13 protein-coding genes and 1 tRNA gene are annotated in these 16,822 nt (G+C 41.6%); 12 read left to right on the top strand and 2 right to left on the bottom strand.

From position 1 onward, the window contains the following. Positions 1-44: 44 nt before the first annotated feature. Positions 45-2,144 (top strand): glycoside hydrolase family 97 protein, encoded by a 2,100-nt coding sequence (locus LCH52_06760; GenBank protein ID MCA0388179.1) that lies wholly within the window; start codon positions 45-47, stop codon positions 2,142-2,144. Positions 2,145-2,217: 73 nt separating this feature from the next. On the opposite strand, the gene LCH52_06755 is transcribed toward LCH52_06760, so the two are convergent. Then, on the bottom strand, positions 2,218-2,919 hold the full coding sequence (locus LCH52_06755; protein MCA0388178.1) for a prolyl oligopeptidase family serine peptidase: 702 nt from the start codon (positions 2,917-2,919) through the stop codon (positions 2,218-2,220). 162 nt (positions 2,920-3,081) lie between these two features. Then, on the bottom strand, positions 3,082-3,597 hold the full coding sequence (locus tag LCH52_06750; GenBank protein MCA0388177.1) for a Spy/CpxP family protein refolding chaperone: 516 nt from the start codon (positions 3,595-3,597) through the stop codon (positions 3,082-3,084). Positions 3,598-3,793: 196 nt separating this feature from the next. Here LCH52_06750 and LCH52_06745 point away from each other — a divergent pair, with 196 nt between their 5' ends. The 11 genes from LCH52_06745 to LCH52_06695 all read left to right on the top strand — a co-directional run bounded on the left by LCH52_06745 (position 3,794) and on the right by LCH52_06695 (position 16,817). Further along, positions 3,794-4,378 carry an RNA polymerase sigma factor gene (locus tag LCH52_06745; GenBank protein MCA0388176.1) on the top strand — a complete coding sequence of 195 codons (585 nt, stop codon included), beginning with the start codon at positions 3,794-3,796 and terminating at the stop codon, positions 4,376-4,378. Further along, positions 4,329-5,042: a hypothetical protein gene (locus tag LCH52_06740; protein MCA0388175.1), complete on the top strand. Its 714-nt coding sequence runs from the start codon at positions 4,329-4,331 to the stop codon at positions 5,040-5,042. Before LCH52_06745 ends, LCH52_06740 begins: the two co-directional genes overlap by 50 nt. A 9-nt stretch (positions 5,043-5,051) precedes the next feature. Then, positions 5,052-5,528: a hypothetical protein gene (locus tag LCH52_06735; protein MCA0388174.1), complete on the top strand. Its 477-nt coding sequence runs from the start codon at positions 5,052-5,054 to the stop codon at positions 5,526-5,528. Between the two features lie 61 nt (positions 5,529-5,589). Beyond that, a tRNA-Leu gene (locus tag LCH52_06730) sits at positions 5,590-5,674 on the top strand. Positions 5,675-5,749: 75 nt separating this feature from the next. Continuing rightward, positions 5,750-7,225, top strand: a complete 1,476-nt coding sequence (locus tag LCH52_06725; protein ID MCA0388173.1) for a DUF92 domain-containing protein — start codon at positions 5,750-5,752, stop codon at positions 7,223-7,225. Beyond that, a complete protein-coding gene (locus LCH52_06720; protein ID MCA0388172.1) occupies positions 7,222-10,200 on the top strand; it encodes a tetratricopeptide repeat protein in 2,979 nt (992 codons plus the stop codon). Before LCH52_06725 ends, LCH52_06720 begins: the two co-directional genes overlap by 4 nt. Continuing rightward, the gene (locus LCH52_06715) at positions 10,197-11,792 is read left to right on the top strand and encodes a hypothetical protein (protein ID MCA0388171.1); all 1,596 of its coding nucleotides are present in this window, start codon (positions 10,197-10,199) and stop codon (positions 11,790-11,792) included. The genes LCH52_06720 and LCH52_06715 overlap by 4 nt, the downstream gene beginning before the upstream one ends. A 98-nt stretch (positions 11,793-11,890) precedes the next feature. Continuing rightward, a complete protein-coding gene (locus LCH52_06710; protein MCA0388170.1) occupies positions 11,891-15,049 on the top strand; it encodes an SPOR domain-containing protein in 3,159 nt (1,052 codons plus the stop codon). A gap of 16 nt (positions 15,050-15,065) precedes the next feature. Next, positions 15,066-15,722: a MotA/TolQ/ExbB proton channel family protein gene (locus LCH52_06705; GenBank protein ID MCA0388169.1), complete on the top strand. Its 657-nt coding sequence runs from the start codon at positions 15,066-15,068 to the stop codon at positions 15,720-15,722. A 7-nt stretch (positions 15,723-15,729) separates the two neighbouring features. Beyond that, a complete protein-coding gene (locus LCH52_06700) occupies positions 15,730-16,146 on the top strand; it encodes a biopolymer transporter ExbD (GenBank protein MCA0388168.1) in 417 nt (138 codons plus the stop codon). Then, entirely contained in the window at positions 16,143-16,817 is a 675-nt protein-coding gene (locus LCH52_06695) for a TonB family protein (protein MCA0388167.1), read from the top strand. Before LCH52_06700 ends, LCH52_06695 begins: the two co-directional genes overlap by 4 nt. The last annotated feature ends 5 nt before the right edge of the window (positions 16,818-16,822 follow it).

Genomic DNA, 16,822 nt, shown 5'->3' with positions numbered 1-16,822 from the left:
ATGCAATAATCCAATAATGCAGTAATGTTGATTGGTCTGAAAATATGATTAAGAGAATTCTTTTATTTATTCTGGTTACGGTTAGTGTAACCTTTTCGCAGAATCTTAAATCTCCGAACGGGAGACTCGAACTTGACTTTATGATGAGCAAGGGAGGGATTCCGTTTTACACATTGAAGTTCGATGGTAAATATGTCGTTAAAGAGTCGGCGCTGGGAGTCGAGATAAAAGATGATCCCGGTTTTGTGAATGAACTTAGCGAGCTAACGGTTGAGAATTCCTCGTTTGACGAGACCTGGAACCCTGTTCTTGGTGAGGTTAAAGAGATTCGAAACAACTATAATCAGCTAAAAGTGACTTTAAAGCACTTTACTACAAATAAACAAATGGCGATAGTCTTTCGACTCTTTAATGATGGACTCGGTTTCCGGTACGAATTTCCCGAGATGGAAAATCAGAGGTATTTCACCATAATGGGTGAGAAAACTCAATTTGTGATGGCGGGTGATCATAAAACTTTCTGGATCCCCGGTGATTTCGACAGCAACGAATATCCATATATGACGAGCAAGCTGAGTGAAGTTGATGCAGAAAAAGGACAGGGCTTTTTTGAGATAAGTACCCGCGCGATTATAGCTCCGAACGCTGTTCAAACCCCACTTATGATGAAATCGGCAGACGGCCTTTACATTAACATATTTGAAGCTGCCGTAACAAATTATCCTGTTATGCATCTTCTTGTCGATAAGAAGGAATTCGCCCTCTCAGCAGTTTTGGCGCCCGATGCTGTTGGCAACCCTGCATATATGCAGGCACCGTGCTCTACTCCATGGAGAACAGTTATTGTTTCAACCAAAGCGGAAGATATTCTTTCCTCGAAAATGATCCTCAATCTGAATGAACCATCAAAAATTGCAGATGTAAGCTGGATTAAAGGAAACAAGTATGTCGGTATCTGGTGGGAACTGCATGTCGGAAAATCGAGCTGGAACTACTCTGACATTAACAATGTAAAGATTGGAGAAACCTTCTGGGCGAACTTGAAGCCGAACGGCAGACACGGAGCCACAACGGAAAGAACCAAATATTATATCGATTTTGCAGCCAGAAACGGTTTCGACGGAGTTCTGGTTGAAGGATGGAATGTTGGCTGGGAGGACTGGTTCGGTCAGTGGAAAGAGAATGTTTTTGATTTTGTAACTCCATATCCCGATTTCGATGTAAAAGAGTTGCAGAACTATGCCAGATCGAAGGGCGTGAAACTGATAATGCACCATGAGACGAGTGCCTCTGCAACAAATTATGAGAGAAGACTTGACGATGCCTTCCGTTTTATGAAAGAACACGGATACGATGCTGTAAAAACGGGATATGTTGGCCGGATTATCCCAAGAGGTGAGCGGCATGACGGACAATGGATGGTTGCTCATTACTTCAGAGTGGCAGAGAAAGCCGCCAAATACAAGATAATGGTTAATTCACATGAGTCGCACAGACCCACCGGACAGTCACGAACCTGGCCAAACTGGTTCGCAGCGGAAGCAGCGAGAGGGAATGAGTTTAATGCCTGGAGCAGGGGAAATCCGCCTGAGCACGAGACCATTTTACCATTCACAAGACTTATGGGCGGTGCGATGGACTACACCCCCGGAATTTTCCAGATAAAAATGGATTATTATACCCCGGGAAGCAAGTTCCAGGTACATACCACACTCGTAAAGCAAATGGCACTTTATGTTACGATGTACAGCCCGTTGCAAATGGCAGCAGACATCCCCGAAAACTATGAAAAACACATGGATGCGTTTCAATTTATTAAAGATGTTGCAGTTGACTGGGATGACACGAAGATACTTTCTGCCGAGCCAGGAGATTACCTCCTGATAGCAAGGAAAGCCAAAGGGAAAAACGAGTGGTATATCGGAGGAATCACTGATGAAAACGCACGGGAGATGGAAATATCGTTCGATTTTCTCCCTGCAGGAAAATCATTTACCGCTGACTTCTACATGGATGGAGACGATGCAAGCTGGGATAAAAACCCCATGAAATACAAAATCGAAAAGAAAACCGTAACCTCCACTTCCAAAGTAAAAGTTAAACTTGCCCCTTCGGGAGGGGTGGCAGTAGCTGTTAAGTTATGACTTATGAGTTATTAGTTATTAATTGAATGAGTTCTCAAGGTTAAATCATAATTCATAAGTCATAACTAATAATTCAAGGAAGTTTATGCTTCAAAAGCCATTGATAGATTTCCGGATTTGAATAGGTGGCATCCCATGCATTGTGGTTGCCACCTTCGTAGATAGTGAGTATGGCTTCAACGCCGCATTTCTTTGTGGCATTTATCATCTTTTCAGATTCGGAAAGCGGTACCACATCATCTTTGTCCCCATGAAATGCCCAGGTTGGTACACCACCAACTTCACAAATCCGATGGGGGAGTCCACCGCCGCAAACGGGGATTATTGCTGCTATTCTTTTTGGTGCCTCCAGAGCCATTGCCCAGGTTCCATATCCACCCATGCTTAAGCCGGTAACATAAATCCTCGATTTGTCAATCCTGTATTTTGATTCAAGAAGATCGAGCAAGGCTACAAGGTCCGGTCCTCTCCACCACTCGTCAGGTTTGCATTGAGGAGCTATGACAATGAAAGGAAATTTCTCACCTTTTTCAATATGTTTCGGCACACCATGTTTTTTTACCAGTTCAAGATTGTTTCCTCTTTCGCCTGAGCCGTGTAAAAAAATCAGGAGAGGAAATACCTTGTCACTTTCAGCATAACCGTCCGGCAGGTATTCAAGATAGTCGAACGAAACTTTTATTTCAACTTTACCGGAGATTTGCTGTGGTTTCATAATCTGAGGGAAAATGGAACCGGATAGAAATAATATCGCAAGGAGAGTAAATTTTTTCATTTTTTTTCGTCTTTTCAATTTATTTTAACACACTATACAAACTTAAAAAAAAACCAACTGTTGAATAGCAAATCAACTCAGCACTTTAGTTAGATTTAAAATAAAAAAGCTGCCGGGGAGCACCGGCAGCCTTTAAGCTACTACTTTTCACGATTCACACATTTATCTGTTCAAACATCTTCCGTCTCTAAAGCCTCTTCCGCCACCGCGATGAAATCCTTTCCCTTTTCCGTCACAGTTTCCACAGTCACCTCTGAATCCCATTCCACCTTTTCCGGGTCTGTCCGCTCTGAATTCATTCCACTTGGCTTTTTGTTCTTTTGTGAGAAGGTCATAGACATCCATTTGATGGTTGGCTCTTGAATTCTGCAATGACTCGTGAATTTTTGAGATTTTGGCAGTCATGTTAAGGTATTCAGTTCTGGTGTATTCACCTTTGGATAAAAGCTGTTTCATCTCTATTCTGGCTTTTTCGAGCTCAGCTCTGAGATCAATCATCTTTTTCAGGTGATCATTTCTCAATGCCTCAATTTTTGTTTCCTGATCTTTGGTGAGGTCAAGTTTTTCCATCATTCTGCCGCGTCCGGGACCATCGAATCCGGGTTGGGCAAATGTCGTTGCAGGTAAGACAAGTAATATTGCAAGGACGATAACCATAGATGAGATTAGGTGTCTCATAATTTATTCTCCATTTGTTTTGAATTTATTAACTTTCTGATCATGTGACATGATGAAGAGAGGGGAGGGTTTAAATGTGCATTTTATTTCTGTTGCTTTTTCTTTGAGTGAATTTGCATCGGAAAAATTGTTATATTTTGGTTAAACCAATTACGATGTTTGAATGTCAAACGAATAAATTCACTAAAAGTTATTGATGACCGACGAAGAATTAGTAAAGAGATTTCTTAACGGCGAGGAATCAGCATTCAATTTGCTTGTTAGAAAATATCAACAGAAGATATACTGGCATGCCCGGCGACTTACTGGCAACCATTTTGATGCTGATGATATTCTGCAGGAAGTTTTGTTGGTGATTTACAGCAAGTTGAAGGACTACAAGTTTGAGTCGTCATTATACACATGGATATTTAAAATAACTTACACAAGGTCCTTAAATCTTATTAACAAAAACAAGATTAAAAGATTTTTTTCAATCGGGGATGAGGATACACCTGAAATAAGTGGTGATGTGGATGTGGTTAGAGATGTTGAAAACAGGGAAAAACTCCTGTTACTTGATAAAATATTGAAACAACTGCCTGTGAAACAGCGCGAGGTGTTTGTGATGAGACACTTCGATGAATTGAGCTATGAAGAAATAGCCGAGATTACCGGGAAAAGCACAGGTGGACTGAAAGCAAACTATTTTCACGCTTTAAACAAAGTCACTTCTCTGATGGAGAAAGAGTATGGAAAAAAAGAAACGGATCTTCGAATATTTGGACAACAAGCCGGGTAAAGCCGGTACTTCAAATTTCGAAGCTGACATAAAAGAAGACGATGAACTCTACAGCGAGTATGTCAAGGTGAAAGACTCGCTTTTGAAACTTGACAATCTTGCTCAGGTTGAGTCTGACACTCTCTATTTTGAGAATGTTTTGCCGAGATTCAGAGAAAATCTTGAACTGAAAAGGCAAAAACGATTCTCACCGGTTTTTGCAAAACTGGCTGCCGGGCTCGCGATTCCCGTTTTGGCAACGGTGCTGTTTATAGCCCGACCTTGGGATACGCAGATTCAAGTGCCTGCAACGGTTGAAAAGGAAAACACAGTGGCAACATCTCCCGGAATCAAAACAGAGACACCTGTTGAAGAGGAACAAAAAGAGTCTGTTGCCGTAAAACCGCAATACCGATATACTGCATCGCAATCGAATAATTCACCTGTATTGGAAAAAAGTGACAAAAATGAGATTTTGCTGGGTTCCACTACTCTGGTAGATGATGCAACACTTGCTGCGCATGCAAAATTTCATGAGGCATACAATTCGCTTCTTGAAATGAACACCACAAGTTTACTCGAAATTGCCGACAAATATGGAATTTCGCTGGATGAAGTGGTTCAAAACTTAAGTGACGAGGAAATCGAAAAACTTTCAGGACAAATAGACCCAATTGTTAATTGAGGAAAAATCATGAGATATATTTTATTATTTATTTGCATTCTTTTTTTGTTGGATGGAGCTGCGAACGCACAACCCGGACCCGGAAAGGGAAAATTCAGGAACCGGGGAGGTGACCCGCTCAAGAAGCTCGAACAGCTTGAAAAAGTAAAGTTAATAGAGGTGCTCGATCTCGATGAGCCTAAGATGCTAAAGCTTTTCTCGAGGCGCGGAGATCACAAAAAGATGATGGAAGAAAGGAATGAATTTGCTGACAAGTTACTCGACCAGATGGAAGACCTGATAGCAGCGAATAAAAACAGCTCGAAAGATGAGGAATTGAAAGCAAAGATCAGTGAGTTCAACAGCTACATTGATGAGTCGCACAAACTTCAACGGCAGTTTGTTATGTCTCTGTCTGATCTTCTTTCACCTGAAAAACTTGCCAAATACATTGTGTTTGAGAGGAATTTCCGCAGAGAAATCAGAGATATTCTAAAAAAAGATTAAAATATTGGAAAAGCTATTTGCATAAAACCGCAGAAAACCTTAAATTTACAGTCTAAATTCTGCGGAAGTGGCGAAATTGGTAGACGCGCACGTTTGAGGGGCGTGTGGGGAGACCTGTACGGGTTCAAGTCCCGTCTTCCGCACCAGATTTACAAAAGCAGTCCTTAATCGGACTGCTTTTTGTATTTTAAAAGATGAGTTTTACTTAATTAGGAGAATGGTTGGGAGAAATCACCTGGTCATTAATTTTTCTGTTAATAATAGCTGTATCCGCCAGTACAACTGAGATACTATCCCGGAATGGCAACCTGGAGAAGAATACCGGCAGGAAAGTTCTTCATATTGTAGCCGGAACGCTTGTTTCCTTCCTTCCTTTTTTTATAAAATTGCCAGCGACTCTCCTTGTTATTGGATTCACCGTACTGATTCTCCTTTATTATCTCGTCTCAAAGAATAAACTCACCGGTATCGACGATTTGGAGAGAAAAAGCTGGGGGATTGTTTATTTCCCGGTCTCATTTATTATACTTATTCTGTTTTTCATACCTGACAAACCTGAAATATTTACCCTCGGTTTTCTAATAATGACATTTTCAGATTCTCTCGCTTCGATTTTCGGTAAAAAGGTGAAAAGCAGGGAATATCACCTGACCAAAGACAAAAAATCGGTCGCCGGAAGCATCACATTCTTCCTTGTTTCAGTCGTTATTCTAACACTTTTCATTCTATACGGAGACCGGACTCCTGATCACAAGTACAGTCTGTTGTTTGTTTTTTCTTTTATCCTGATAATTGCCTTCACAGCAACTCTCCTCGAAGGACTGTCTTCAGCAGGTCTGGACAACCTGACAGTCCCGGTTGGAGCCGCATTTCTGGCAAATATCTTTTTAAGTTCTCCTTTGTCTGGTATTGAAGTGTCGTTATTGACCGGATTTTGTGCATCGCTTCTCGTGGGTTGGCTGTCATTGAAATACAGATTCCTTACAAGGGATGGTGTGGCGGGTGCCATCATTCTTGGTACTTTCGTTTTTGGTTTCGGTGGACTGCAGTGGACAATCCCGGTACTCTCTTTTTTCATCCTGTCAAGCATTTTATCCAAAATCCGACTGAAGCGAAATGGGGAAGTTGAGGAGAGATTTGAGAAGTCGGGGACCAGGAACATAGGACAGGTGCTCGCAAATGGTGGGATCGGCGGGTTAATCCTTCTTTTGGAAAGCTATTTTCAGTCGGGCTGGCTCTATTATCTGTTTGTTTTGAATTTCGCAGCAGTCTGTTCGGATACCTGGGGGACTGAATTCGGAACAATGTGGAAAACGAAGACAGTTTCACTTCGAAATTTCAGAGAAGTCCCGCAAGGATTATCAGGTGGTGTGTCTCTGCCCGGTACAGTTGGTGCACTCGGAGGTGCCCTGATGGTAGTAATAAGTTCATATTATTGGACAGGCGATTTATTTATATTCGTAGTTCTGATTACACTTGGTTTTGCCGGCAGCATCATAGACTCACTGTTGGGAGAGTACCTGCAAATTCAATACCGGTGTGTCAAATGTGGTATTGTAACTGAAAGAAAATCACACTGTGATCTCTCAACTTCCCGGCACAAAGGTTTTCAAATTATTACCAACGACATAGTAAATTTTGGATCAGCAATATTATCAATTTTAGTTTTTATAATTATATATAAAGCCCGGCTATGAAATTTAAAAAGCTTCTGTTATTGTTAGTTATACCGGTTTTATTCGTTAAAGCCCAATCTTCAGAGGAATATTACAACGCTGTAAAATATTTCCAGGATGGAAGGTATTATGAGTCATACCTTCTTTTTGAGAAATTTTTAAAGATAAAAATCCCGGAGGATGAACTCTACGCATCCGCTAAATTCTACTCATCGGAAGCCCTCTTCAATCTGGGCCAGTATGGCGGGGCGATGAGCGGCTTTGAGTATCTTGTAAATAAATTCGAATACACTTCCTTTAGAGCTGTTGCTTTATACAAGCTTTCTTTAATCTACATTTATAACGGACAAATAGATAAAGCCCGTGTAAGATTGATGACATTTGCCCGAAATTATCCGGGGAACAACAACTATGGATCGGTACTTTTTTACATCGGTGAAACCTACAGATATGAAAAAAACTATACCGATGCGCTTTACTATTACGAGCAGGCAAAATCGAACCGGAACAGCAATAAATACAAGATTGAAACTCTGTTTTACATAGGTGAGTGTTACGAGTATACCGGTAATTTCGCAGAGGCTGCAAATACTTATGAAGAGATTTTGAACAATTATCCCGACAATCCTTTCTCTCTAAGCGCACAAATCAAACTCGGAGTCAGTTATTTCAAGGCAGGTGAATATGAAAAAGCCATTTTGGAATTGATGGGACCAGATTTTCAGAATTTGCCACCCGAGAAGAAAAAGGAATCGACCCTTATACTCGCATCATCCCTCTTTCACACACAGGAATATGGCAGGGCGGAAGAAGAATTTCTGAAGCTGTACAAGCAGGAGAAGGATTCCGAGACAGGAAGGGAAGCTCTTTACGGGCTGGCATGGTGCAAATTTCAGACCGCAAAATTTGATTCGGCTCAGATTCTCTTCAGCCTTGTCGCAAACGGAAAAGATTCAATTGCCGAAGCGGCTTCTTTTTGGAGAGCAGAAACTCAGAGGTATAAAGGTGATTTCAAGAATTCCATTAGTCTCTTTGAGGGGTTTCTGTCGAAATATCCGAAAAGCAGCTATTTCGGAGTGGCGAAAACCGGATTGGGAATAGCACTTATCGAGTTAAAGGAATATAAAAAGGCTTTTGATCTTTTTTCTGAACTGAAAAATTCAAAGGATGATGGAATTAAGGCAAAAGCAAACATCTTTCTTGGTGAACTTAATTCAAATAAAAAGAACTATGTGGAAGCCATTACTAATTTTGAGGTTGCAACACAAGTGGCACCGAAAAGCAGTGATTTGCACACCAGAGGTCAACTTGGTCTTGGTGTCTGCTATTTCCTGATGGGTAGTCTGGATAAGGCTTACGATATCCTGAGAGATATTCAAGGGAAGAGAAGCAATTTTGAACCTGATGTCTACAATTTTTATCTCGGAGAGATTTTCTTCCAGAGACTTAAATTTCGTGAAGCCCTCGAGAATTACTCCCGTGTGAACATCGAGAATGGTACTTTCGGGAAACTTTCCCTGTACGGTAAAGCATACTCATACTTTAATATCAAAGATTACCAGAACGCAAAGTTTACTTTCATCGATTTTATTGCCAGATTTCCAAAAGACGAACGAATCATCGACTCGAAGGTCAGACTTGCAGAAAGCTATTACGCCACTCGCGATTTTGAAAATTCCGCTAAGATTTATGATAATCTGCTGAAAGGAAACGACCAGACAGATAAAAATCTGCTTCGTTATCAGTATGCCCTCACTCTTTATAACATGGGTAAAAAAGAGGACGCGATAAAGGAATTAAAGAAAGTAATTAAAGATGCACAGGGAACCCAACTCGAAGAAAATTCACGGTTTATGATTGGATGGATCTATTTCAAAGGTCAGGATTACGACAAAGCCATCGCAAGTTATAACGATTTTCTCGAGAACTCCGACGACTCTACCATCGTACCGATTGTTTACTACAATCTTGGCGACAGCTATTATAATCTTGAACAGTTTGGAACCGCTGCCACATATTATGAAAAAGTATTAAACAATTATCCAAACTCACCGCAGGTTTATGACGCATTTAATGGTCTGTTCTTCAGCTATTTCGCACAGGGACTGCAGGATACTGCTTTTTCTCTGATCGACCAGTTTCTTTCGAGTAATCCCAGACTTAAGGATGCTGACAGACTTTATTTGAAACGGGCTGAATTATTCTTCAATGCGGGTGATTTCAGCCGGGCGAAGGAAAATTATCTCAGTTTTATAGAATTTTATCCTGCCTCACCACATCTCGCAGAGGCATATTACTGGTTGGGCAAAACTCATCAGGCAAGCGGTGAAAGCGGTCAGGCGATGAATTCCTTCCGTTGGGTGATCGAGAAGTATGATACCACCTCGTTTGCACCTCTGGCATCTGTAGAACTTGCCCATGTTTTGATGGATGATAATCAACTTGATGATGCAGGAACCGTAATCGATGCAGCGATAAAGAAGTATCCAAAAGATCAGACAATCCCGGAGATAAAATACCTTAAGGGATTGTGGTTTTTGATGAAGGGGGATACTCTTTCAGGGTTTGATCAGTTCGATGATGTGATAAACAATTTTGTCGGAAACCAGTTTGCAGACAAGTCGTACATTGAGAAGGGGCGAATAGAACTCCGGAGCAGACGATACGACAATGCAATAAAGGCATTTATGAATGTTGCCATGCGGAGGGAGGATATTATAGGAGCGGAAGCCCAGTATATGCTCGGAGTTGCATACTATGAAAAAGGTGAGTACAAGGATGCGATAACCGCCTTCGTGCGAGTGGAATCGGTATTTTCCGAGTTTAACGACTGGCTTGCCAAGGCATATTTGAATCTTTCGGATTCGTATGTGAAATTGAAAGACAACAAAAAAGCCATCTCGATACTTGAAAAACTTATCGAAAAACATCCTGATGACGATTATGGTACACAGGCAAAGAAGAAACTAAGAGATTTAAGGAACAAGAAAAAATGAAAAAACTCAGATTTGCCATACTTCTTTTTCTCTTGCTCGCCACATTTTCAGTTGAGGCGCAGACCCAACCTGAAGTGGAGCTGCCCAGTTTTGTTATCACAGGGTTAAGATCGTATGATTTCCCCGCGAGAGAGAAGATAAATCCCGATTTCTACTCGATACTTTCAGATGGTTTCAAAACTCCGAAACTTGCAGATTCCGTCTTCAGACTGACAAAGAACTTCGATCCTAAAGTTACAAGGGAGATTCTGAGAGACACTTCCGAATATACAACAGGGTATGCGTCAGGTTCATTCGGAAACATGTTTCAGCCTTCGGTAAAGGGCTTTATTTCGGCACCGATGAAGGATGTCGTCCTCTTTGCCGGCGGAGAATTTAACCGCAGACAGGCGTTTGTGGAAAATGCAGATGAGACAAATTTCAAGGTAAATGCCGGTTTCAAATATTACGCCTACAACGACAGTCTTTTGGATCCGGGTACCGAGTATTTCGCAAACTTCAGGATGAGTAAATCGCTTTACCAGTTCTACGGCAGTGATGATCCTTCGAGAAAAGGGGATAACAGTTTCTTTAATCCCGAGCTCGGTTTCAGGAATCTCTCTTCCCAGTACCTTCAATACGGAGGTAAGATTAAAGGTGATATCTTTGCACCAAATTCCGGAGATTATTCAGAGAATATTATTTCTGCCGAAGGATTTTTTAACACCAGATATGAATTTGTAGAGATTTTCTCGAATCTTGCAATTCGCCAACAGAATTTGACCGATTCGTCAGGTAACAAGTTTAACAATAATTTTGTTAATCTCAGTGGACTTGGTGGAATTGTGATCGGCAGGACGATGAAACTGCTGGGAGGAATCGAATTAACAACAACCCCTGATAAAACCTACATCTCTCCGGTTGTGAAATACTCTGCCCGGTTTGCCAACGGATTGTTTCTTATTGCATCCTACAATCCAAGCACGACGGTAATGTACAACCAGGACCGGGTGGCTGAAAACCAGTATTTTCACCTCTCGGACAGTGTTTCGTACTCGGTTCTGAGAAAAACACACGATATAAATGCAGTCCTGAAATTTGAGTATGAGAAATTAATTGAATTTGAGGCAGGGGCATCGTGGTTTATGTCTGATACATATCCATTTTACACCGAGACATCGAAAAAGGGCTTTTTTACTTTGGGAAGTGCTGATGTAAAAGGAATCACCGGATTTGTGTCGGCAGCATTTCATCCCGGAATATTTGGAAGATTTGTCGGTGAAATAAAATTCAATTCCGTAAAGGACGACTCTTCAAAATATGTACCTTTCATTCCGCAACTCGAGTTTTATGCCTCCTACGGTAACAATTACAACAAGATTATAAGCTACGATGTCCGTCTCGGATACATTTCAAAAGTCTATTCTGACATTCAGAACAAAGTTGAAGTGGAGGGAGGTCTTGACCTGTCTGTTAATCTGGAATATAATTTGACTAATAACATTAAGTTGTTTGGGAGGGGCACTGATCTGCTGAACACAAAGCTGATGAAGTGGGGGAGATATCAGTCTCCCGGTTTGAGCATCTCGGGAGGAGTTGTTTTTTCATGGTAACTGATAAAAAATAAAAGAGTTATAAGAAATAGTGAATGAACTACTTGAATTGTTTGGTATAAATTTGTTATTTTGCACATCATTTATCAGGTATTAAGATGAGCCAGTCAGGCATCCTCCAGAAGATTCTCGAAAACTTTTTCGGGAGCAGTATGCAGATGATCGATTTTCTTTCTCAATTTGAGTTTTTGGTGAAAAAACATTTTGAGTTGGACAAAGTTTACGATCTGAACGGGTTTTGTTTGGTCAAAAGGAAACTCTCTGCCAGTGGAGATGAAGAAATATTACAATTTCTCGACAGCAAGTTTGATCTTATCGAGGAACTCACCCTCCGAAACCGCGCATCTGAACAACTGGTACTGAATGAGTTTCTGTCGTTCAACGAAGAGGAAGAGCGAGACCTCCAGGTTGCCGTGTCACCTCTGATGCGGGATTTCTTTGAGAGGACCCTCGCCCTGAATGATCCGGGTTCTCCCGTGAGAAAGAGCAGTTCTCTCCCTAAAATTTTGTTGGAAGAAGAGAGAAATGGTAACCAGTACAACGAGAGACCAGATGTACCGTTGTTTGAGGAGTCAGAGGACGGATACCAAAAGGTTCATCCTGTTTCCAGGGCATTCGCGACAGATGATGAAATTTCGTTTAAAGCTCCGTTTTCAGAAGAACCGGATTTGTTCTCAGAAATCGGATTGCATCCGGAAAAAGAAGAAATTGTTGAAAAAAAGGAAGTGGTACCACTTCAGGAAGAGCCCGAACCTGTTTTTACCCACTCCTCGATTGTCACAGCAGAGCCTGATGATGAAGAGGAGGAGGAGTTTACTGTATTTGAAGTGGGAATGAGGGTGGCACCTGTTGATGCTGAGCCTGAAAAACAGACTGAGTCGAACGGTGATGATGCATTGGATATTTTTATCGAAAGCCTTGTCGAACAGGAAGAAAGAGAGGAAGTTCAACCGGAAGAATTTGATTTGCCATCTGAGCCTGATAATTCCGAGATCGAATCGCCTTTTGAAGTTGAGGCTTCAGAAATCGAAGAGGTGGTTGTAGACAGTGTATTTGAAGGAAGTGACGCAGACCCTGATTTGCCGGACTTTTCAGCAGAGTTCACTGAAACGGACTTGAGTCCAGAGGAACTGCCAATTGAACCGGGCAGTGAAGATTTTATTATCGAAGATTTATCTGAGATTACAGAAACTGATTCAATTGTTGAGGAAACCGGTGTAGAATCGGAAGATGCTATGGTTGAACCCGAAGAAATTAAAGTGACCGGCGATGAAGATTCTATTCATGCGACTGAACCTGTTTTAGACGAAAAATCTGACGACATCACCCCTTTCCCTGTTCGCAAGCAAAGGATAAGCATTTTCGACGATATTGAGGATGAACAGAAGGTTGATGAGACTGTTTTTCAAGATGAACACACTGAATCTGAGCCTCAAGCTGAAGCAACAGCAGAACTCCCACAGGTAGAAGAATCCTTTCCGGAGGTGGAAGCACTCCCTGAACTGGAGGAGGAGCCTGAAGAAAATGAAGAAAAAACTTTTGAGCCCGTTCCTGAAGAATCTGTTCCCGAAGAACCCACGGAAGAAACGATTGAACCCGTAGCTGACGAACATCTTACTGAAGAACTGCCCAATGAGACTGCTGAATCAGTAATTGAAGCTGGCGAGCCTTTAAACGAAGAACTGCCCGATGAGACTGTTGAATCAGTAATTGAAGCTGGCGAGCCTTTAAACGAAGAACTGCCCGATGAGACTGTTGAATCAGTAATTGAAGCTGGCGAGCCTCTTATCGAAGAACCCACGGAAGAAACGATTGAACCCGTTGCTGACGAACATCTTATTGTAGAAATTTCTGAAGAGACAACCGAAACCGTCACTGAAGAACCGGTCGAACCAGAATACGAAACGCCCGTGGTGGAAGAAATCGTGGAACGAGCCGCAGTTGAACCGGTTGAGTCCTTCGAACCGGATTCTCAGATCGAAGAGGAAGACCCTGAAAAACTGCTCTTTGATGAGTCATTTTTTGATGATGTGATCGAAGACCCGGGTACTGAAAGCAATGTTAGCGAGGAAGAAGTACCCTCTGTTCAGGAAGAACCACCTGCTGTTCAAGAAGAACCATCCCGTGTTCAGGATGAAACACCTGCTGTGGAAGAACCTGTATTTTTCGAGGAATCCGTTTTTGAAATGGAAGAAAGTATCAAAAGCGAAGACGAACCGAAACCGTATTTTGAAGAATCTGCTGAAAATCAGGGACTTGTTTCACAAGAACCGGTCGAAGAAATTACTCATCAGGATGAAACAAGCAGTGAAGTCTTTCATCATCTCGAGCCTGTGGCTGCGAGGGTTGAAAGCAGAGACAATTCATCTGAAAATTTGGAATATGATTCCGATGCAAGGATTGAAAACTTTGATAAATCATCTGAAAATTTGGAATATGATAGAGTTGATATCCCGAACGATCAAACAGAGGAGACGGTTGAGATGAAAAGTGAGAAAAACAGAGATGAGAGTGAACCCGAAGAGAGCAAAGGGACATTTTCAGTTCTTATAAAAATGTTGATTGTTTTAATTGTAATTATTGCAACTTATTTCATTCTTTCAGCATCCGGATTCTTAAAGGGGAAAAGCGCTGTTATCACCGAAGATCATCTGGCAAAGGGAGCGGTTGTTATAGGCGACAGTTCCTCGTTTGCTGATAAAAGAGAGTACCCGTTCAACAGGGACACACAAAATGATTTGAATGTGACAGGAGTAAGTGTCAAATCCGGACAATATTACGAAGTTGCGGAAAACGGTACTTTAAATGCAATACAATATGATACTGCAAAGGTAAAAAATTACAAAGTTACAGTTCCGCCGGACAGCCTTCTAAATAAAAATGAACCGAAAGCGAAAAAAGGGGAGAAGTCGAAGGATAAAAAGGAGAAGGAACCGGGTAAAAAGACGGATCCAGGGAACATAGCACTTCAGGATGCGGTAAAAAACAAGGTTAAAGAGAAAAAGCTTGTTGATTATGTCTTTAAGGCAGGGAAGAAATACTTCGTTCAGGTCTCTGCCCACAGGTCTTTTGATACTGCTGAAAAACTTGCAAAAGAGCTCAATAACAAAGGTTACAAGGCTTTTATTATGAAAATTAAGAAAGATGGTGTCGAGGGGGAAAACGGAATCTGGTATCGGGTCAGAGTGGGTCCTTTCGATAAAGAGGATAAAGCAATGGAAATTAATACCGCGTTGAATACAAAAAAGAAAAAGTAGAAACGGAAAGGCATAAATGAATCTTATAGAAATGTTTTTAAAAGGCGGGGTCGTTATGTGGCCCATACTTCTCCTTTCAATCATCGGACTTGCAGTGATAATCGAGAAGTTGATCGCTTTACGGAAAGCGAAAGTAAATGTTCCAAAGTTTATTTTGACAGTTGAGACACTTCTTCGAAAAAATGATGTGGCGGGGACCATCCAGGTTCTCAAAGGTGAGAGATCACCGATCGCTGCGATAATAAAGAAAGGTTTGAAAAAGCACAAATACGGGTATCAGAGAGTCAGGGAAGCAATCGAAGATTCAGGAAATCAGGAAATTGCCAAACTGGAGAGAGGTTTATGGGTTTTGGCAACTGTTGCTGGTTCAGCTCCTCTTCTCGGATTTCTGGGTACGGTTACAGGTCTTGTTTCTGCATTCATGACCGTAGAGCAGTTGAAAGGAACTGCCAGTCCCTCAGACCTTGCGGGTGGTATTTATGAAGCACTTATAACCACTGTATTCGGGCTCGCAGTGGGTATTCCGGCTCTGATTATTTATAACTATCTTTTGAGTTCAATAAATAAAGTAGTGCTTGACATGGAGGCAATCTCGACAGATGTGATAGATACACTGGAAGATGTAAGTCACGGCAATATCCCGCAAAAATCACAGATAGATATCGATTTTTAGGTGAGAGATGCGATTTAAAAGAAGAAACAAGCCACTGGCAGAGTTCAGTTTTTCATCTTTGACAGATGTTGTGATGCTTCTGCTCATTTTCTTCATGATTACATCACAATTCGTGGTGCAGTCAGGAGTAAAAGTAAAGCTCCCCGGGTCAAAAAACACTGAACAGGTAATTCCATCCGATTATGTTGTTACCATCACAAAAGAAGGTACCTATTATGTTGGAGAGACGGTAGTTGCCGAGCCTGAACTGGAGATCAAACTTAAAGCTCTCCGTGAATCGAATGAAGAGGCAAATCTTATAATTGCATCTGACAAGGATGTAGCGATCGAAAAAGTTGTCAAAGTAATTGATGCCGCTAAGGGATCGGGCTTCGATAAATTTACACTTCAGACCGAAAAAACCACTGAACAAGAGAAAAAGTGATTGTGAACAAGGATCGAAGTATTGCCATTGGTATTTCACTGGTTTTGCATCTGGTCGGATTCGGGCTGATGTTCTTCCTCTATTTTGGAGGAAGTATGCCCAAACAATCAAAAAGTGTAATCGTTATGGAAATCGAAGCTCCTCCTGAGCTGGGAGGTGAAGCCGGAAAAATGGGAAATCAGGGAGTTGAGGCGGAGACCAACGAAGAAAAAGTTGAAAATACATCGAAAGACGCCAAAAAAGAGGATAAAGTCAAGACGCCTGATGCCAAAAATACCGACAAGGATGGTGTAAAAACCAAAAAGAAGGATGATTCGGGCAAAAAAGGAAATGAAGACAAAAAGGGAACCACCACCAATCCCGGAACGGGCGGAGGAACCACTTACGGCACAGGCTACTCCATCGGCTGGGGTGGAAAAGGGAAGAGAGCAATATTAAGCTGGAATGTCCCCAAATATCCTGCTGGTGTGAACATAGAAGGAAATGTTGTTCTCTCTTTCACAATACTCCCAAACGGTACGGTGGGAAGTGTGGTTCCTGTAAAAAAACTTGATCCGAAACTCGACAACCTCTGTATTAATGCCCTTAAAACCTGGCGATTTGAAAAACTGCCCGGAGGTGAGAGCTTTGTTCAGCAGGTAACCATCACTTTCCCGTTCAGGTTGAGATAGCTGCA

The organism is Bacteroidota bacterium (genome assembly GCA_020161395.1).
Classification (GTDB): domain Bacteria; phylum Bacteroidota; class Ignavibacteria; order Ignavibacteriales; family Ignavibacteriaceae; genus UTCHB3.
Note: the sequence above shows the minus strand (reverse complement) of the source record. Positions and strands in the feature narration are given on the sequence as shown.